16 protein-coding genes are annotated in these 17,736 nt (G+C 67.1%); 9 read left to right on the plus strand and 7 right to left on the minus strand.

Annotated features, from left to right (window positions below; translation table 11 throughout):
* Positions 1 to 14 precede the first annotated feature (14 nt).
* Entirely contained in the window at positions 15 to 1,295 is a 1,281-nt protein-coding gene (gene serS / locus ACZK2G_RS13995) for a serine--tRNA ligase (protein WP_478473633.1), read from the minus strand.
* A 113-nt stretch (positions 1,296 to 1,408) separates the two neighbouring features.
* On the opposite strand from serS, the gene ACZK2G_RS14000 reads away from it, so the two are divergent.
* Entirely contained in the window at positions 1,409 to 2,047 is a 639-nt protein-coding gene (locus ACZK2G_RS14000) for an energy transducer TonB (protein WP_136638230.1), read from the plus strand.
* A gap of 119 nt (positions 2,048 to 2,166) precedes the next feature.
* Positions 2,167 to 2,739: an energy transducer TonB gene (locus tag ACZK2G_RS14005; RefSeq protein WP_478473634.1), complete on the plus strand. Its 573-nt coding sequence runs from the start codon at positions 2,167 to 2,169 to the stop codon at positions 2,737 to 2,739.
* A gap of 212 nt (positions 2,740 to 2,951) precedes the next feature.
* Here ACZK2G_RS14005 and aroA read toward each other — a convergent pair whose 3' ends face one another.
* The 4 genes from aroA to ACZK2G_RS14025 all read right to left on the minus strand — a co-directional run bounded on the left by aroA (position 2,952) and on the right by ACZK2G_RS14025 (position 7,797).
* Complete coding sequence (gene aroA / locus ACZK2G_RS14010; protein WP_046987516.1) at positions 2,952 to 4,259, minus strand: 3-phosphoshikimate 1-carboxyvinyltransferase; 1,308 nt, start codon at positions 4,257 to 4,259, stop codon at positions 2,952 to 2,954.
* Positions 4,260 to 4,335: 76 nt separating this feature from the next.
* On the minus strand, positions 4,336 to 5,535 hold the full coding sequence (gene pheA, locus ACZK2G_RS14015) for a prephenate dehydratase (RefSeq protein ID WP_046987517.1): 1,200 nt from the start codon (positions 5,533 to 5,535) through the stop codon (positions 4,336 to 4,338).
* A 51-nt stretch (positions 5,536 to 5,586) separates the two neighbouring features.
* On the minus strand, positions 5,587 to 6,672 hold the full coding sequence (serC, locus tag ACZK2G_RS14020) for a 3-phosphoserine/phosphohydroxythreonine transaminase (RefSeq protein ID WP_337302680.1): 1,086 nt from the start codon (positions 6,670 to 6,672) through the stop codon (positions 5,587 to 5,589).
* A 318-nt stretch (positions 6,673 to 6,990) separates the two neighbouring features.
* Entirely contained in the window at positions 6,991 to 7,797 is an 807-nt protein-coding gene (locus ACZK2G_RS14025) for an FHA domain-containing protein (RefSeq protein WP_046987519.1), read from the minus strand.
* A 125-nt stretch (positions 7,798 to 7,922) separates the two neighbouring features.
* Between ACZK2G_RS14025 and ACZK2G_RS14030 the strand changes: the two genes are divergently transcribed.
* From ACZK2G_RS14030 to ACZK2G_RS14040, 3 genes are all read left to right on the plus strand, one after another.
* A complete protein-coding gene (locus ACZK2G_RS14030) occupies positions 7,923 to 8,198 on the plus strand; it encodes a polyhydroxyalkanoic acid system family protein (protein ID WP_005410185.1) in 276 nt (91 codons plus the stop codon).
* An 80-nt stretch (positions 8,199 to 8,278) separates the two neighbouring features.
* A complete protein-coding gene (locus ACZK2G_RS14035; protein WP_253078535.1) occupies positions 8,279 to 8,770 on the plus strand; it encodes a phasin family protein in 492 nt (163 codons plus the stop codon).
* A gap of 236 nt (positions 8,771 to 9,006) precedes the next feature.
* Positions 9,007 to 10,011 carry a restriction endonuclease gene (locus tag ACZK2G_RS14040; protein WP_046987521.1) on the plus strand — a complete coding sequence of 335 codons (1,005 nt, stop codon included), beginning with the start codon at positions 9,007 to 9,009 and terminating at the stop codon, positions 10,009 to 10,011.
* 157 nt (positions 10,012 to 10,168) lie between these two features.
* Here ACZK2G_RS14040 and hutC read toward each other — a convergent pair whose 3' ends face one another.
* Positions 10,169 to 10,897 (minus strand): histidine utilization transcriptional repressor HutC, encoded by a 729-nt coding sequence (gene hutC, locus ACZK2G_RS14045; protein WP_136638232.1) that lies wholly within the window; start codon positions 10,895 to 10,897, stop codon positions 10,169 to 10,171.
* Positions 10,898 to 10,925: 28 nt separating this feature from the next.
* Positions 10,926 to 12,296 carry a formimidoylglutamate deiminase gene (locus ACZK2G_RS14050; RefSeq protein WP_136638233.1) on the minus strand — a complete coding sequence of 457 codons (1,371 nt, stop codon included), beginning with the start codon at positions 12,294 to 12,296 and terminating at the stop codon, positions 10,926 to 10,928.
* Between the two features lie 67 nt (positions 12,297 to 12,363).
* On the opposite strand from ACZK2G_RS14050, the gene hutI reads away from it, so the two are divergent.
* The 4 genes from hutI to hutU are packed head-to-tail and all read left to right on the plus strand — an operon-like array spanning position 12,364 to position 17,640.
* Positions 12,364 to 13,587 carry an imidazolonepropionase gene (gene hutI / locus ACZK2G_RS14055; protein ID WP_136638234.1) on the plus strand — a complete coding sequence of 408 codons (1,224 nt, stop codon included), beginning with the start codon at positions 12,364 to 12,366 and terminating at the stop codon, positions 13,585 to 13,587.
* The gene (hutH, locus tag ACZK2G_RS14060) at positions 13,584 to 15,125 is read left to right on the plus strand and encodes a histidine ammonia-lyase (RefSeq protein WP_478473636.1); all 1,542 of its coding nucleotides are present in this window, start codon (positions 13,584 to 13,586) and stop codon (positions 15,123 to 15,125) included. Before hutI ends, hutH begins: the two co-directional genes overlap by 4 nt.
* Positions 15,122 to 15,976 carry an N-formylglutamate deformylase gene (gene hutG, locus ACZK2G_RS14065; protein ID WP_046986813.1) on the plus strand — a complete coding sequence of 285 codons (855 nt, stop codon included), beginning with the start codon at positions 15,122 to 15,124 and terminating at the stop codon, positions 15,974 to 15,976. Before hutH ends, hutG begins: the two co-directional genes overlap by 4 nt.
* Positions 15,973 to 17,640 (plus strand): urocanate hydratase, encoded by a 1,668-nt coding sequence (gene hutU / locus ACZK2G_RS14070; protein WP_478473638.1) that lies wholly within the window; start codon positions 15,973 to 15,975, stop codon positions 17,638 to 17,640. The genes hutG and hutU overlap by 4 nt, the downstream gene beginning before the upstream one ends.
* The last annotated feature ends 96 nt before the right edge of the window (positions 17,641 to 17,736 follow it).

Genomic DNA, 17,736 nt, shown 5'->3' on the forward strand with positions numbered 1-17,736 from the left:
ACCCGATCAGGGAATCAGCCGATGGTTTCCAGCCCCCCCATGTACGGGCGCAGGGCATCCGGCACGGTGATGCTGCCGTCGGCGTTCTGGTAATTCTCCATCACCGCGATCATCGCGCGGCCCACGGCCACGCCCGAGCCGTTCAGCGTGTGCGCCAGTTCCGGCTTGCCCGTGGCGGGGTTACGCCAGCGGGCCTGCATGCGGCGGGCCTGGAAGTCACCACAGTTCGAGCACGAGGAAATCTCGCGGTAGGTCTCCTGCGACGGCAGCCAGACCTCCAGATCGTAGGTCTTGATGGCCGAGAAGCCCATGTCGCCGGTGCACAGCAGCACCTTGCGGTACGGCAGGCCCAGTTTCTCCAGCACCACTTCGGCGCAGCGGGTCATGCGCTGGTGTTCGGAGTCGCTGTCTTCCGGGCGGCTGATCGAAACCAGCTCGACCTTCTCGAACTGGTGCTGGCGGATCATGCCGCGCACGTCGCGACCACCGCTGCCAGCCTCGGCACGGAAGCACATCGAATGGGCGGTCATGCGCAGCGGCAGGCGTTCGGCATCGACGATCTCGTCACGCACGATGTTGGTCAGCGGCACTTCCGAGGTCGGGATCAGGTAGCGCGTGGAGTCGCCCACGGCAGTCTTGAACAGGTCGTCCTCGAACTTCGGCAGCTGGCTGGTGCCGCGCAACGAATCGGCATTGACCAGCAGCGGTACGTTGGTTTCCTCGTAGCCGTGCTCACCGGTGTGCAGGTCGACCATGAACTGGGCCAGGGCACGGTGCAGGCGCGCGATCGGGCCGCGCAGCACGGTGAAGCGCGAACCGGACAGCTTGGCCGCGGTTTCGCCGTCCAGCCAACCGTTGCGTGCGCCCAGCTCAACGTGGTCCAGCACCTTGAAGTCGAACTGGCGCGGGGTGCCCCAGCGCGACTGCTCGACGTTCTCGCTTTCATCGGCACCGGCCGGCACGTCATCAGCCGGAAGGTTCGGGATACCCATCGAGATGGCGTCGATCTTCTCGCGCAGCTCGTCCAGCGCCACTTCCGAAGCCTTCAGCTCGTCGGCGAACGCGGCGACTTCAGCCATGATGGCCGAGACATCCTCGCCCTTGGCCTTGGCCTGGCCGATGGCCTTGGAACGGCTGTTACGCAGGCTCTGCAGCTCCTGGGTACGCACCTGGATGCGCTTGCGATCTGCCTCCAGGGACTCCAGGGCAGACACGTCGAGCTCGAAGCCGCGGCTGGTGCGCAGGCGTTCGGCGAGGTCGGCGGGCTGGTGGCGGAGCAGGGCTGGATCAAGCATGGCAGGTGTCGTGGTGGGTATCAGGAACGGGATTATCGCCTGTTATACGGATTTCTGCCGCCCGGTTCATTCCCGCCGTGGCAGAATCGAGCCATTCCGTACTGGTCTGGTCCATGTCTGCACCTCGCTCGTCGCCCGCCAAGTCGTTCACTGTGCATATCCCGCGCAACGCCCTGAAGATCGCCGGCATCGCCTTCGGTGTGGGCGTGCTGCTGTTCGTGCTGGTCTGGTTGACCGGTCGTGACAAGGAGTTCTTCCGCGCCGACCCGGCCGCGCAGACCCCGCAGGAAACCGCCCAGGTCGAGCCTCTGCCGGAACCGTTGGCCGCTGCGGCCGGTTCCAGCGACATGCCTGACGCCAAGCCGGCACCGGTGGAGGAAGAAGCGCCGAAGCTGGTCGAAACCGCTCCGCCGCCGCCCGCCCCGATCGCCGAGCCGGCCCCGGCCGCCCCGGGCGCGGCGCCGGCCGCGACCGGCAACAGCCAGCCGATGCCGATTGCCGGCCAGTCGCCGCCTCCCTCCTACCCTGCCGCCGCCCTGCGTGCCGGCGAGACAGGTACCGTGGTGGTGCGCGTGGACGTGGATGCCACCGGCTACCCGAACAACACCACGCTGATCCAGCGCAGCGGCTCACGCGAGCTCGACCGTGCCGCCACCGACGCCGTGCGGCGCTGGCGCTTCACTCCGGCACAGAGCAACGGCCAGGCCGTACCGGGCAGCATTGAGGTGCCGTTCGACTTCAAGACGCAGTAACTGAACGCTTTCCGGCAGGCAAACTGAACCCTGCCGGTGGCGTTGACGCAACGCTGACACTCCTCGTCCGTGGCTCGGGCAACACTTCCCACGTCGCCAAGTGACGGAAGGAGTTTGCGATGACTGCCACCACCCACGAGAACCTCCACTCGCCGCATCTGACGCAGGATTCCAGCGCACAGCACACGCCCACCTCGCCCTGGATGTGGATTGCACTGATCGTGGCGATGTTTGCTGCCGCCCTGCTCTGGTTGCGTTACTCCAACCAGGAAGATGTGGCGCCGGCACCGGTCGGTGAGCGCATGTTGCCGGCCCCTGAGCAGGCTGCGGCGATCGATGCAGCGGCACCTGCAACGCGCCAGGCCGCCCCGGCCTCAAGCCAGCGCAAGGCTGCGCCAGTGGTGCGTAATCGTGAAGCACGCCCGCTGGCCAGCAATCGCATGCCTACCTACCCCGCTGCCGCACTGCGCAGTGGCGTGCAGGGCAGCGTGATCGCAAGCCTGAATGTCGATACCCGCGGCAATGTCGCCAACGCTGCGATCGTCTCGCGCAGCGGCGAGCGCAGCCGTGACCTGGATCGTGCGGTGCTCAACACCGTGCAGAACTGGAAGTTCCAGCCGGCAATGCATGAAGGCCGTGCCGTAGCAAGCGTGGTGCGGGTTCCGGTGGATTTCCGTACCGAGCAGCGTTGATCGCGGACGAGGGGTTCGTGATGTTTCGACGGAGGCTTCGGCCTCCGTCCTTTTATGCGGAGACGTCTGCCAACCAAGGTTGGCACCTACCGGGCGATGTGAGCGTGCCAACCAGGGTTGGCACCCACCAGGTGATGGAAGCGTGCCGACCAAGGTCGGCAGCTACCGGGGCGCGCAATCCACCGGGCCTGGCCCGGCGGATTCGGTACCGCTCAGCCTAGATTGAACCCGGCCCCGCGCGCCAGTCCGTCGAAATCCGGGAAGGAGGTGGCGACGTTGGCGATGTCGTTGATGCGCACTTCGCCGTCACTGATCTGGCCGGCAATGGCAAACGCCATGGCGATGCGATGGTCGCCGTGACTTTCGATGGTGCCACTACCCAGGCGTACACCGCCGTGCAGGGTTGCGCCATCTTCAGTTTCGTCCACCTGCATGCCCAGCGCGCGTAGGCCGGTCGCCATTGCGGCAAGACGATCGGATTCCTTCACTCGCAGTTCGGCAGCACCACTTACCACGGTCTGCCCTTCGGCGGCCGCAGCGGCCACGAACAGCGCCGGGAACTCGTCGATCATGTCCGGCACCAACTCCTCCGGAATGCGCGCACCCTTCAGCGGCGCGTAGCGCACCACCAGGTCTGCCACCGGTTCACCGCCCTGCTCGGCCGGGTTCTCTTCGGTGATATCCGCACCCATCAGGCGCAGCGCGTGCAGCAACCCGGTGCGACGCGGATTCAGGCCGACCTGCTTCAGGCGCAGTTCGGAGCCGGGAATGATGCTGGCAGCCACCAGATAGAACGCGGCCGAGGAGAAATCGGCGGGCACCACGATGTCGGTGGCACGCAGGCGCTGGCCGCCACGCAGGCGGGCCTTGCCTGGCGAGAATTCGATCTCCACCCCGAATGCGGAGAGCATGCGCTCGGTGTAGTCGCGGGTCGGGTGCGGTTCCACCACGCTGGTTTCGCCCTGCGCATACAGGCCGGCCAGCAGCACCGCCGACTTGATCTGCGCGCTGGCCACCGGCGAGGCGAAGTCGATGCCGTGCAGCGATTGCCCGCCATGCACGTGCAGCGGCGGCGTGCCGTCATCCTGGGTGTCGATCTTCGCGCCCATCTGCGACAGCGGGCCGGTGACGCGGCGCATCGGGCGTCCGGACAGCGATTCATCACCGATCAGCGTGCAGTCAAATGGCTGGCCCGCCAGCAGGCCGGCCAGCAGGCGCATGCCGGTACCGGCGTTGCCGCAGTCCAGCGGTGCATCCGGTGCTTTCAGGCCGTCGATACCGACGCCGTGCACGATGCGCTGCGACGGGCTTGGGGTCTCGATGCGCACGCCCAGCTGGCTGAAGATGCGCGCAGTGGCGCGAGTATCTTCGCCTTCCAGGAAACCCTCGATATGCGAGGTGCCATCGGCCAGCGCGGCGAACATCACCGAGCGGTGCGAGACCGACTTGTCGCCGGGAATGGTCAGGCTGCCCTGCAGCGGCTGGCCCTTGCGGGCGATCCAGTGTTGCGCGTTGCTCATCGTTCGATCGTTCCGTAAACGCCGGCAGCACCGGCGATGCATCAGGGAGCGGCAGCCGCAGCCACCGCAGCAGCAATCAGGGCACGGCCACCGGATAGGAGCCGAGTACCTTGATCTGCGCCGAGTGCGCTTCCAGTTCGGCCAGAGCGGCCTGCATCGGCGCGTCGTCGATGTGGCCGGCCAGGTCGATGAAGAAGCCGTATTCCCACTTGCCGTGGTGCGACGGGCGCGACTCGATGCGGTTCATGCTGATGCCGTGGCGGGCGAACGGGCTGAGCACATCGAACAGCGCACCAGGCTTGTCATGGATGAACACCAGTACCGAGGTGCGGTCGTGGCCGGAGGTCGGGAAGATGTTGCGGCCCACTACCAGGAAGCGGGTGGTGTTGTCGGCATCGTTCTGGATCGGCTTGGTGACCACCTTCTTCAGGCCATATACGTGGCCGGCGCTCTCGCCACCGATGGCCGCCGCGTCGTCGGCATTGCGCGCACGACGCGCACCTTCGGCATTGCTCGAGACCGGAATCTTCTCGGCCTTCGGCAGGTTGGCGCGCAGCCAGGCCGAGGTCTGCATGAACGACTGCGGGTGCGCGTAGATGCGCTCGATGTCCTCGATGCGGCCGCTGCGCGACATCAGGTACTGCTGCACGCGCAGTTCCACTTCGCCACAGATCTTCAGGTTGGAGGTCAGGAACATGTCCAGGGTGATCTGGATGGTGCCCTGCCCGGAATTCTCCACCGGCACCACGCCGAAATCGGCGCTGCCCGCTTCCACTTCCTGGAACACTTCTTCGATGCTGGCCATCGGCAGGCCCAGCGCCGAGCGGCCAAAGTGCTTGAGCACGGCCTGCTGGCTGAAGGTGCCTTCCGGGCCGAGGTAGCCGATCTTCAGCGGCTCCTGCTGGGCCAGGCAGGCCGACATGATTTCGCGGTAGACGTGCACCAGCAGCTCATCGCTGAGCGGGCCTTCGTTGCGGTCCACCACCATGCGCAGCACCTGCGCTTCGCGCTCGGGCCGGTAGTAGTCGACGGCGGCGGCGAGCTTGCCCTTGGCCTTGCCGACCTGATGGGCAAAGCGTGCGCGCTCGGCGATCAGGTTCTGGATGTCGCGGTCGATCTGGTCGATCTTCGAGCGCACATCGGCCAGCGCCAGCGGCGCCAGGGTGGGCGCCGGATTCGAGGCGGCCTTGGCCTTGCTCTTCGCCTTGGTGGACGCGCTGTCCTTGGCCGGTTCGGCCTTCTTCGGCGCCTTCTTGCTGGATTTGCTGCTTGCCATCGGAGTTCCTTGTTACGGGGCCCGCACCCAACGGTGCGCGCCGTTCATTGCTCAGCCGTGACGCTGCTGGAAATCGGCCATGAAGGCGACCAGCGCCTCGGCCCCGGCCAGCGGCATGGCGTTGTACAGCGAGGCGCGGATGCCCCCGACCACCTTGTGTCCCTTCAGCGCCAGCAGGCCAGCGGCCTTGGCTTCGGCGACGAAGCGGGCATCGAGCTCGGCATCGGGCAGGAAGAACGGGATGTTCATCCGCGAACGTGCCGCATGCGCGACCTCGTTGCGGTAGAAGCCACCGGAACCGTCGATGGCGCCGTACACCAGCGCGGCCTTGGCGGCGTTGCGCTTGGCGAACTCGGCCACGCCACCTTCGGCCAGCATCCACTTGAACACCAGGCCGGCCAGGTACCAGTTCCAGGTGGGAGGGGTGTTGAGCATCGAGTCGCGAGCGACGTGTGAGCGGTAATCGAAGATGTCCGCCCGCGGCTGGCCGCTGCGCTCCAGCAGATCGCGGCGGATGATCATCACCGCGATGCCGACCGGGCCGAGGTTCTTCTGCGCTCCAGCGTAGATCACGCCATAGCGGCGCACGTCCAACGGCTCACTGGCGATGGACGAGCTGAAGTCGGCCACCAGCGGCACGTCGCCGGTATCAGGCACGTCACGGAACTCGACGCCGTGGATGGTCTCGTTGGCGGTGAGGTGCACGTAAGCGGCATCAGGCGAGAGCTGCCAGTCGGCGCGCGGCGGCAGCGTGCGGTAGCCGTTGGCCTCGCTGCTGGCGGCAATATTGACGTCGACATAGACGCCGGCCTGCTTGACTGCGGTCTTGCCCCAGTGGCCACTGACCACATAGTCGGCCCGCTGGCCGGGGGCGGCGAAATTGAGCGGGATCAGCGCCTGCTGGGTGGTGGCACCACCGGACAGGAACAGCACCGCATAGTCTTCGGGGATGTCGAGCAGGCGCCGCAGGTCGGCCTCGGCTTCGGCGGCCACGGACATGAATTCCGCGCCGCGATGGCTCATTTCGACGATGGAGGCACCGCTACCGTGCCAGTCCAGCATTTCCGCCTGCGCCTGGCGCAGGACCGATTCCGGCAAGGTTGCAGGGCCGGCACTGAAGTTGAACGCGCGCGTCATGTCACACCTGTGGGGCAAGACCCCTAGTATGCCGCAGTGCACCAGCCTTGCGGCCTTGTGCGGCAAGGGAAATTTGGTTTCATTGGAATCCATTGACCGCCAGCATGGCGCCGGTAGTCGCCGACATTGGTCGGCGTACGCCGTCAGGCGTCATCCCCACCTAGAGAGCGTGCCGACCAAGGTCGGCACCTACCAAAGCAGTGTGCTGTCAGGCGTCATGCCCACCGAAGGAACGTGTCGACCAAGGTCGGCACCTACCAGGAGCGGGGAGATGAGCACCGTCCCGATAGCGCCGGGCCATGCCCGGCGAATGCAGGATCAGCGCGCGCCGAACCAGAGCAGCAGGCTGAGCACCGCCGCCAGCAGCAGCGCACTGACCAGCAGCCACGGCCAGCGCCGGACCTTGCGCGGGGCGGCCGGCAACACCGGCGCCTGCTCGGTGTCCTGGCTGGAGTCGTCCTCGTCCGGCAGCGGGCGCCGCCGCGGGTCGTGCGGCACTTCCAGCACGAACCGATGCTGGCCATCGAACACTACCTGGTCGCCCGCCTGCAGCCAGCAGTGGCGCACGGCCACACCGTTGACCCGGGTGCCCTCGGCGCTGCCCAGGTCGCGCAGCAGCACGCGCTCGCCATGCACTTCCACACGGGCGTGCTGTTCGGCGAAGGCCGGTTCATTGATCTCGATGTCGGCGTCACCGCCGCGACCGACCAGGCGGGTTCGCGACAACGTGAAGCTGCGGCCATGATGCAGGCCGCCGACGCCGCGCAGCAGGCGCTGCTGCTCGTCGTTACCACCATCGCTGTTGGGCGCGGGCGCCTGCAGCAGGCTCTCGACCTCGCCCTGCAGGACCATTTCCACGCCATCCACGTACACCGCATCGCCTGCACGCAACAGGGCCATGCGCCGCACCGGGCGACCGTTCACATGGATGCCGCGGATGCCGTTGCCGACCTGCAGCCAAAGGCCGCGATCGTCCATGCAGAACTGGGCCAGCAGCAGGGCACCGTTGCCGGCATCGCCCAGCCGCACGCTGCCGTTTGCCTGGCGCACGATGCGTTGCACCCCGGGCCGCAGCGGCTGGTCGGGCTGTTGTTGTTGGCTGAAGTGAACAAGCAGGTTCTGCACGCGGCGCAGCCTAGCAGGTTGGTCGCCCCCGAAGAAGAACCCACGATGAGCGCTTGGCGCGAAGGCCCTCGATGCGCACAATGCTCGCCCTCATTGATCATCCCCGCTTTGCGCCAGGAGCCTGCATGTCCACCATCGATGTCCGCCACGCCCACGCCCTGCCCGACGCACAGGCGCGCGCTGCGATCGAACAGGTTGCCGCCAAACTGTCCGAGCGCTTCGGCCTGAAGTCGTCCTGGGCCGCCGACGTGCTGAACTTTTCCGGCAGCGGTGTGGACGGCGCGATCGAACTGCAACCGGGCGCCGTGCGCGTGACCGCCAAGCTGGGCTTCCTGCTGTCGGCGATGAAAGGCATGGTCGAAGGCGAGATCCAGCGCGTGCTGAAGGAAAAGCTGGGCTGAACCCCGGCGGCGACCGTCACGACCGTGCAACGCCGTCACGCGCTACTCTCGGGTCAGGCCCAACTCCCACGGGAAGTGCGATGAACCGCTACGAAAATGACGACCGCCGCGACGACGACGCCTCTTTCGGTGACCAGGCTGAGCGCTTCTCGCGCAAGTTGAGCGACTCGGCACAACAGGTATGGCTGGCCGGCCTGGGTGCCCTGGGCCGCGCCCAGGCCGAAGGCGGCCGATTCTTCGATGGCCTGGTCAAGGAAGGCGAAGCCTGGGAGGCCCGCCGCCGTGAACGCAATGGCGAACAGCCTCCCGGTTGGCGTGACAATGTCGAATCGTCGCTGGACGAGGCCCGCGAAAAGGCCTCCGGCACGTGGACCAAGGTCGAGAAGGCCTTCGATGACCAGGTGCAGGGCGTGCTCAAGCGCCTGCATGTCCCCACCGCCGACGAAGTGACCGCGCTGGAGGCCCGCATCGACGCGTTGCAGGCGCGCTTGGCCAAGCTGGAAAACCGCGCCGCCTCAGACATCGATACACCGGCGCCGGGCAGCCATCAATCCCCTGGCAGCGTGCCCTGACAGCAATTGTTGCAATGCAATAAAATTTGATCGACAATCGCGAGCAACCCGCCAATCGCTTCGGCTGCCGTTTGTTCCCTCCCCTCACGGCTTCAGGATTGGCGGGTTTTTCATGCCCGCTCTACGCCGATCTGCGCGTTCCATCACGCTTCCTGTCAGGATCCTCCTGACCCAGCGGCACGGTGCGACCTTTACACTGTCGCTCTCCGCATTCGCCCCTTCCGCGCACCTCCTGCATGCTCCCTTGGATCCTGGCCCTGCTGTCGGCCCTGCTTACCTGTTCCCTGGCCGTTGTCTATCTGTGGTGGATCAAGCGGCGACAAAAGGAGATGCAACTGGGCCTGCAGGCCCTGGCCGGGATGCATTGGCGCGAGTTCTCCGTACTGGTCAAACGCATGCTGCGCGAGCAGCGCGGCCTGCGAGAACTGAACGACCCCACCGAGGAGTCACGCGAACCCAGCAGTGATTTCCTGCTGAGCGACGGCCCCAACAGTTGGCTGGTCTCGTGCAAGCACGGCCTGGCCTATCGCATCGGCACCGCCGCAGTGAACGAACTGGGTGCGGCGGCCCGCCTGGCCGGCGCCCGCGGCGGTGTGCTGCTGACCGAAGGCCGGATGGAACGCGACGGCCGCAGCGCCGCCGAGAAGCAGGCGGTCGAGGTGCTGGACGGCCCGCGTCTGTGGCCGCTGCTGCAGCCCTATCTGCCGGTTGATATCGAAGCCCGTGTGCGTGCCAGTGCCCGTCATGAGGCGCTGCGTCGCATTGCCATTGCCGCATTGGGTTCGGTGACGCTGGGCCTGCTGGTGGGACTGAGCCTGCAGGGCCTGCATGTGCAGGACGCCCCGCTCGTTGCGGAGGTGCCGGTCGCCCCCGCGCCCGTTGCGCCTGCGGTTGAAGCGGCGCCCGAGCCGGCCCCCGCTACCAGGCCACCGGCCGCTGCGCCTGCACCGGCCACGCCCTCAACCGACGCGCGCAGCAACCCCAACCCGGATGCCGCCACGCTGGAGCGCTTCCAGGCCGATCTGTCCCGTGCCTTGGCCGGCAAGCCCGGTATTGCCAGCGGTGTCTGGCTGACCCGGCAGACGCTGGCGATCAACCGCACCGGCGAGCTGGACGCGGTGTGGCCGCGGGTCTGCGAGGAAGTGCTGCACTACCCCGCCCTGCGCAACGTGCGCATCCAGCTCAACGCCCGCCCCGGCGTGGATGAGCCCGTACGCTGGCGGCAGTGCGCCACGTATTGATTGGGGTGTCCGTAGATCAACGCCATGCGTGGATGCCCTTGTGGAGTCGAGCCACGCTCGACTCAATCGCATCGCGCGAACAGCAGCCGAGCATTGGCTCGGCTCTACATGGCGCCTGTTCAGCCCAATGCTGCGAGATGCGCGAGCGAGGTCGACCCTAGCGCGCCCCAGGCGCGAAGCGCGCGACCAGGTCCCAGGCGTCGCCGAGGAACACCTGGCGCACACGGGTAATCGGCTGTTCGCCGCGCCAGGTAAGGCGCTCGATCACCAGACAGGCGGTGCCGGGCTTCACGTCCAGCAGCTTGGCGGTGGCGGTGTCCGCGCCCCAGGCGCTGATGCGGTGCTGGGCGCGGGTCCACGACACGTTCTGCAACAGCCAGCTACCCGGCGCGGTGGTGTTGAAATCGACGTCCAGCACCTCGGGCACACCCACCGGGCTGATCAGGCGATGTTCCAGTGCCAGCGGGCGGCCGTCGGCCAGATGCAGGCAGCGCATCGCCAGCAGGTTTTCCTGGCCGGCCAGCTCGACTTCACCGGCATTGCCGGCATCGGCCAGGCGCAGGTCGCGCTGCAGCAGACGATACGCGTACTGATGGCCGCGCGAGCCGACTTCCATCGCGATATCGGGAATCTCCAGCGCCACCTGCTCCAGGTGCGGGGGCTGCCGCGCCACGAACGAGCCAGCGCGACGGCGGCGCTCGATCATGCCGCTCTCGGCCAGCGCTGTCAGCACCTTGTTCACTGTCATCCGCGAGCACCCGTACTGCTCCATCAGTTCGTGCTCGTACGGAATACGGAAGCCCGGCGCCCACTCCCCGCTGAGGATGCGGCTTTCCAGGTCGCTGCGGATGCGCTGGTTGAGCGTGGCGGACTTGCTGGCCTTCACGTAGTGGGGTCTCGATGGTGGGAGGCGATCAGCCCAGCACGCCACGCAGGGCAGCGGCGAAGGCGGTGGTGATGGCCTCGCGCTGCAGGTGGCGGCCCTCGGCCACGCACTGGCGGCCATGGCGCCAGACCGATCGCAGCGCGCCATTACGTGCGGCGAACACCCAGCTGTCAAGCCATGCGTCACCGTGTCGCGCCTGCAACGCAGGGTGCGCGGCATCCAGTTCAACCATGTCTGCGCTGGCACCCACCAGCAGGCCGGCAGCCACGCCAAGCGCCTGTGCACCGCCCTGCAATGCCCCTTCAAACAGGAAGCGCCCGGTGCTGCGGCCAGCATCCGGGGCCAACACGTTGCGACCTCGCAGGGCCAGCCGCTGGCCGTATTCCAGCAGGCGCAGCTCTTCTGCGGCATCGATCAGCACGTTGGAATCGGAGCCGACACCGAAGCGTCCGCCCTCGCGCGCGAAGGCCTGCATCGGGAACAGGCCGTCGCCCAGATTCGCCTCGGTGATCGGGCACAGGCCGGCAACGGCCCTGCTGGCGACCATCTGCGCACGCTCGTCGTCGGTGATGTGCGTGGCATGCACCAGGCACCAGCGCGCGTCGACAGGCGCATGGTTGTACAGCCACTGCACCGGTCGCTGGCCACTCCATGCCAGGCAGGCTTCGACCTCGCGCACCTGCTCGGCGATATGGATGTGTACCGGGCCGTCGGTCAGCGGCAGCAGCGCGCTCAGCTCCTCGCCCGTCACCGCGCGCAGGCTGTGCGGGGCGATGCCCAGCACCGCATCGGGCAGCGTGGCCAGCGCGGTGCGGGCGCCATCAAGCAGCTGCGCGAACCCTTCGACGTCATGGATGAGGCGGCGCTGTGCCGGGTTCGGCGGCGCCCCACCGAAATCGGCGTGTGCATAGAAGACCGGCAGCAGGGTCAGGCCGATGCCGGTCTGCGCGGCTGCAGCTGCAATCTGCGCGCTCATCTCGGCGCGATCGGCGTAGGGGCGGCCATCGGCATCGTGGTGCAGGTAGTGGAATTCGCCGACACGGGTGAAGCCGCTTTCCAGCATTTCCATGTAGGCCTGGGCGGCGATGGCCTGCACTGCATCCGGGCGCAGATGGGCCAGGAAACGGTACATCAGTTCGCGCCAGCTCCAGAAACTGTCGCCGTCGCCGCCACCGATCTCGGTCAGGCCGGCCATGCCGCGCTGGAAGGCGTGGCTGTGCAGGTTCGGCAGGCCCGGCACCAGGATGCCCACGCGGGTATCGCCTTGCTGCGAAGCCTGCCCACGCGTGACCTCGGCGATGCGCCCGTTCTGCACCTGCAGGCGGACGTCGGCGGCCCAGCCGTCGGCCAGCAGGGCGTGGGCGGCATGGAAGGAGTGCGCGGGACGCGAATCGGACATGGCTGGACAACCCGAATTGGACGCCTATATTGTATAGACATATAAGCACAGCTGCGTTGTGGATGCCATGCACGTCGATACCCTCTGGTCCAACGTCCACCTGATGACCCTCGATGGCGAGGGCCTGGGTGTCCTGCGCGATGGAGTACTGGCCGCCACCGATGGCCGCATCGTGCATGTCGGCCCCGCCGGCAGCGATGCCCAACTGCAGCCGACCACCCGCATCGACGGCGAAGGCCGATGGATCTCGCCTGGTCTGATCGATTGCCACACCCACCTGGTCTACGCCGGCAACCGCGCCAACGAATTCGAGCAGCGCCTGCAGGGCGTGAGCTATGCCGAGATCGCCCGTGCTGGTGGCGGTATCGTCTCTACGGTGCGCGCCACCCGTGCTGCCTCGCCAGAGCAGTTGGCACGCGAGAGCCGGCCGCGCCTGCTGGCGATGCGCGCCGAAGGCGTAACCACCATCGAGATCAAGTCCGGCTACGGCCTGACCCTGCAGGACGAGCGCAAGCAGTTGCAGGTGGCACGAGCGCTGGGCGAGGAATGCCGGGTGAACGTGGTGCCGACCTTCCTCGGTGCGCACGCGGTGCCGCCCGGTCGCGAGGCGCAGGAATACATCGATGAAGTATGCGAGGTGATGATTCCGGCCATCGCTGCAGAAGGCCTGGCCGAGGCCGTGGACATCTTCTGCGAGAACATCGCGTTCTCGCCGGCGCAGGCCCGTCAGGTATTCGACGCTGCGCGTGCGCATGGGCTGGCGATCAAGATCCATGCCGAACAGCTGAGCAACCAGCATGGCGCCGAACTGGCGGCCGGTTTCGGTGCGCTGTCGGCCGACCATATCGAACACCTGGACGACGCCGGCATTGCCGCGATGGCCGCCGCCGGTACCGTCGCCGTACTGCTGCCGGGCGCGTTCTACTTCACCCGCGACACCACCCTGCCGCCGATCGCCGCGCTGCGTGCGGCCGGCGTGCCGCTGGCGCTGGCCACCGACAGCAACCCGGGCACCTCTCCGCTGACCAGTCCGCTGCTGACGATGAACATGGGCGCCACCCTGTTCCGCCTGACCGTGGACGAATGCATCGCCGGCTTCACCCGTGAAGCAGCGCGCGCACTGGGCCGTGGCGATCGCATCGGTCGCCTCGCCATCGGCATGAACTGCGACCTGGCGATCTGGGACATCGACGCCCCCGCCGACCTGGTCTATCGCATTGGATTCAACCCGCTGCACGCGCGCGTGGTGCGCGGACAGCCCGACCTGCCTGCCTCCTGGAGCAACACATGAGCAACACCCTGGTTCTTCGCCCCGGCCATGTCACCCTCGCCCAGTGGCGGCAGGCCTATCGCGGTGCACCGCTTGCACTGGACCCGGCCGCGCTGCCGGCCGTGCGTGCCAGTGCCGCGACCGTGGCTGCCATCGTCGCCAAGGGCGCGCCGGTGTATGGCATCAACACCGGCTTCGGCAAGCTGGCCAGCGTGCGCATCGAGCGCGAAGACCTGGCCACCCTGCAGCGGAACATCGTGCTCTCGCATGCCGCCGGCGTGGGCGAGCCGATGCCGGCCAACGTGGTGCGGCTGATGATGGCGCTGAAGCTGGTGAGCCTGGCCCAGGGCGCTTCGGGCGTGCGCGAGGAGACCCTGCTGTTGCTGGAAGCGATGCTGGTCAAGGACGTGCTGCCGGTAGTGCCCGCACAGGGCTCGGTCGGTGCCTCCGGCGATCTGGCGCCGCTCTCGCACCTGGCCAGCGTGATGCTGGGCGTGGGCGAAGCCTTCATCGGAGACGAACGCCTGCCCGCCGTGGACGCACTGGCACGCGCCGGCCTGCAGCCGGTGGAGCTGGGCGCGAAGGAAGGCCTGGCCCTGCTCAACGGCACCCAGTTCTCCACTGCGTACGCACTGGCCGGCCTGTTTGAAATCGAAACCGTGTTCCAGGCCGCACTGGTCACCGGTGCGCTGTCGGTGGAAGCCGCGAAGGGCTCGGATACGCCGTTCGATCCGCGCATCCATGCCCTGCGTGGGCAGCGCGGTCAGATCGCAACCGCTGCCACCCTGCGCAGCTTGATGCTGGACTCGGGCATCCGCGAATCGCACCGCGACAACGACGTGCGCGTGCAGGACCCGTACTGCCTGCGCTGCCAGCCACAGGTGATGGGCGCGGCACTGGACATCCTGCGCCAGGCAGCGACCACGCTGGAAATCGAAGCCAACGGCGTCTCCGACAATCCGCTGGTATTCACCGAGACCGGTGAAGCGCTGTCCGGTGGCAATTTCCACGCCGAGCCGGTGGCCTTCGCCGCCGACATGCTGGCGATGGCGGTGTGCGAGATCGGTTCGATCAGCGAGCGCCGCCTGGCGATGCTGGTGGACCCGGCGCTGTCCGGTCTGCCTGCGTTCCTGACCCCGCGCCCGGGCCTGAATTCCGGCTTCATGATTCCGCAGGTGACCGCCGCTGCGCTGGTCTCGGAAAACAAGCAGCGCGCCTACCCGGCCAGTGTTGATTCGATCCCGACCTCGGCCAACCAGGAAGACCATGTGTCGATGGCCGCGCACGGTGCGCGCCGCCTGATGCAGATGGCCGAGAACGCCGCCAACGTGATCGGCATCGAGCTGCTGGCCGCCGCGCAGGGCTGCGACTTCCACGCGCCGCTGCGCTCCAGCGCCGCGCTGGAAACCGTGCGCGCCACCCTGCGTGCGCAGGTACCGACGCTGGAAGAAGACCGCTACTTCCATCCTGACATGGTGACCGCCACCAACCTGGTGCGCAGCGGCGTGCTGGCGCAGGGCTTGTCCGATCTGTTGCCAACCGTGGAGCCCCAGGCATGAATGCCCGCCCTGAATGGCTGACGGTGCACGAAGGTGATGCCCCGTTGATCGTCAGCTTTCCGCATACCGGCAGCGAGCTGCCGCACGACCTGATCGGCGACTACCACTCGCCGTGGCTGGCCCGCCGCGATGCCGACTGGTGGGTACATGACCTGTATGACTTCGCGCGCGGCATGGGCGCGACTACCGTGCGTTCGGCGATCTCGCGTTCGGTGATCGATCTCAACCGCGATCCCAGCGGCGTGTCGCTGTACCCCGGCCAGAACACCACCGGCCTGTGCCCGCTGACCACCTTCGACAACCAGCCGCTGTATCACGCCGGCCGCGAGCCGGACGAAGCAGAAATTACTCGCCGTCGTGATACCTATTTCCTGCCCTACCACGATGCATTGGCCACGCAGATTACGCGGCTGCGTGCTCGCCATGGCACCGTGGTGGTGTACGACGCGCACTCGATCCGCTCGCATATCCCGCACCTGTTCGAGGGTGAGCTGCCGCAGTTCAATCTCGGCACCGCTGGTCCCTCCGGTGCTCCGGATACGTCTTGCGACAACGCTCTGAGCGACGTAGTGGAAAACCTGCTGAAGATCAGTGGCATGAGCCAGGTGCGCAACGGCCGCTTCAAGGGTGGCTGGATCACCCGCCACTACAGCAACATCGCCGGCGGTGTGCACAGCCTGCAGATGGAGCTGGCCTGCCGTGGCTACATGCACGAACCCCTGCCCGACCAGGTGGACGAGCACAGCTGGCCCACCCCGCTCGACCCCGACCACGCTGCACCGCTGCGCCACACTCTGGCGCAGGTGCTCAACGCCTGCCTTGAATTCGCTACGAACCGGAGCGCCGCATGACCCGCAACGACCCGTCCCGCACCATCGCCGCGCCGACCGGCACCACGCTCAACGCCAAGAGCTGGCTGACCGAAGCGCCGTTGCGCATGCTCATGAACAACCTGCACCCGGACGTGGCCGAGCGCCCGCAGGAACTGGTGGTGTACGGCGGTATCGGCCGCGCTGCGCGCGACTGGGAGAGCTTCGATGCCATCGTCGAAACGCTCAAGCGCCTGGACGATGACCAGACCCTGCTGGTGCAGTCAGGCAAGCCGGTGGGCGTGTTCCGCACCCACGCCGATGCGCCGCGCGTGCTGATCGCCAATTCCAACCTGGTGCCGCGCTGGGCCAACTGGGACCACTTCAACGAACTGGATAAGAAGGGCCTGGCCATGTACGGCCAGATGACCGCCGGCAGCTGGATCTACATCGGCGCGCAGGGCATCGTGCAGGGTACCTACGAGACCTTCGTGGAAATGGGCCGCCAGCACTACAACGGCAGCCTGGCTGGCAAGTGGCTGTTCACTGGCGGTCTGGGTGGCATGGGTGGCGCGCAGCCGCTGGCCGCAGTGATGGCCGGCGCCTCCTGCCTGGCAGTGGAATGCCGCAAGAGCAGCATCGAAATGCGCCTGCGTACCGGCTACCTGGATACCTGGACCGACAATCTGGACGAAGCGCTGCGCCTGATCGACGAGTCGTGCAAGGCTGGCACGCCGAAGTCGGTGGGATTGCTGGGCAATGTGGCCGACGTGCTGGCCGAACTGCTCAAGCGCGGCGTGAAGCCGGACCTGCTGACCGACCAGACCTCCGCGCACGACCCGGTGAACGGCTACCTGCCGCAGGGCTGGACGGTCGAGCAGTGGGATGAGAAGCGCGTTTCCGCCCCCAAGGAAGTGGAAAAGGCCGCGCGCGCGTCGATGGCCAACCATATCCGCGCCATGCTCGGCTTCCACGCGCTGGGCGTGCCGACCGTGGACTACGGCAACAACCTGCGGCAGATGGCGCTGGAAGAAGGCGTGACCAATGCCTTCGACTTCCCCGGTTTCGTACCGGCCTACATCCGCCCGCTGTTCTGCCGTGGCATCGGCCCGTTCCGTTGGGCGGCACTGAGCGGCGATCCGGAAGACATCGCCAAGACCGATGCCAAGGTGAAGGAACTGATCCCGGACAACCCGCACCTGCACCGCTGGCTGGACATGGCCGCCGAGAAGATCAAGTTCCAGGGCCTGCCCGCGCGCATCTGCTGGGTTGGTCTGGGCGATCGTGATCGACTGGGCCTGGCCTTCAACGAGATGGTGGCCAACGGTGAACTGAAAGCGCCAGTGGTGATCGGTCGCGACCATCTGGACAGTGGCAGCGTGGCCTCGCCGAACCGCGAAACCGAAGCGATGGCCGACGGCTCCGATGCTGTGTCCGACTGGCCGCTGCTGAATGCCCTGCTCAACACCGCCAGTGGCGCGACGTGGGTATCACTGCACCATGGCGGCGGCGTGGGTATGGGCTTCTCGCAGCACGCCGGCATGGTGATCGTCTGCGATGGCACTGAAGCGGCGGCCAAGCGCATTGCACGCGTGCTGTGGAACGACCCGGCCACCGGCGTGATGCGCCATGCTGACGCGGGCTATGAGATCGCAATCGACTGCGCGAAGGAAAAGGGACTGGATCTGCCGGGGATTCTCGGCTGATCGCGGCGTTGCCGGCCAGCGGCCGGCACTACCGGAAACGCAGGGTAGTGCCGGCCGTTGGCCGGCTCTCCCTGATGCGGGAATCGGTGCCCTTGA

The sequence above is a fragment of the Stenotrophomonas sp. 107298_Sma genome, assembly GCF_056480345.1.

Bases quoted from the DNA above. Each gene is read 5' to 3' on its own strand.
- serS (WP_478473633.1), bottom strand. From the start codon at position 1,295: ATGCTTGATCCAGCCCTGCTCCGCCACCAGCCCGCCGACCTCGCCGAA.
- ACZK2G_RS14000 (WP_136638230.1), top strand. From the start codon at position 1,409: ATGTCTGCACCTCGCTCGTCGCCCGCCAAGTCGTTCACTGTGCATATC.
- ACZK2G_RS14005 (WP_478473634.1), top strand. From the start codon at position 2,167: ATGACTGCCACCACCCACGAGAACCTCCACTCGCCGCATCTGACGCAG.
- aroA (WP_046987516.1), bottom strand. From the start codon at position 4,259: ATGAGCAACGCGCAACACTGGATCGCCCGCAAGGGCCAGCCGCTGCAG.
- pheA (WP_046987517.1), bottom strand. From the start codon at position 5,535: ATGGCAAGCAGCAAATCCAGCAAGAAGGCGCCGAAGAAGGCCGAACCG.
- serC (WP_337302680.1), bottom strand. From the start codon at position 6,672: ATGACGCGCGCGTTCAACTTCAGTGCCGGCCCTGCAACCTTGCCGGAA.
- ACZK2G_RS14030 (WP_005410185.1), top strand. From the start codon at position 7,923: ATGTCCACCATCGATGTCCGCCACGCCCACGCCCTGCCCGACGCACAG.
- ACZK2G_RS14035 (WP_253078535.1), top strand. From the start codon at position 8,279: ATGAACCGCTACGAAAATGACGACCGCCGCGACGACGACGCCTCTTTC.
- ACZK2G_RS14040 (WP_046987521.1), top strand. From the start codon at position 9,007: ATGCTCCCTTGGATCCTGGCCCTGCTGTCGGCCCTGCTTACCTGTTCC.
- ACZK2G_RS14050 (WP_136638233.1), bottom strand. From the start codon at position 12,296: ATGTCCGATTCGCGTCCCGCGCACTCCTTCCATGCCGCCCACGCCCTG.
- hutI (WP_136638234.1), top strand. From the start codon at position 12,364: ATGCACGTCGATACCCTCTGGTCCAACGTCCACCTGATGACCCTCGAT.
- hutH (WP_478473636.1), top strand. From the start codon at position 13,584: ATGAGCAACACCCTGGTTCTTCGCCCCGGCCATGTCACCCTCGCCCAG.
- hutG (WP_046986813.1), top strand. From the start codon at position 15,122: ATGAATGCCCGCCCTGAATGGCTGACGGTGCACGAAGGTGATGCCCCG.
- hutU (WP_478473638.1), top strand. From the start codon at position 15,973: ATGACCCGCAACGACCCGTCCCGCACCATCGCCGCGCCGACCGGCACC.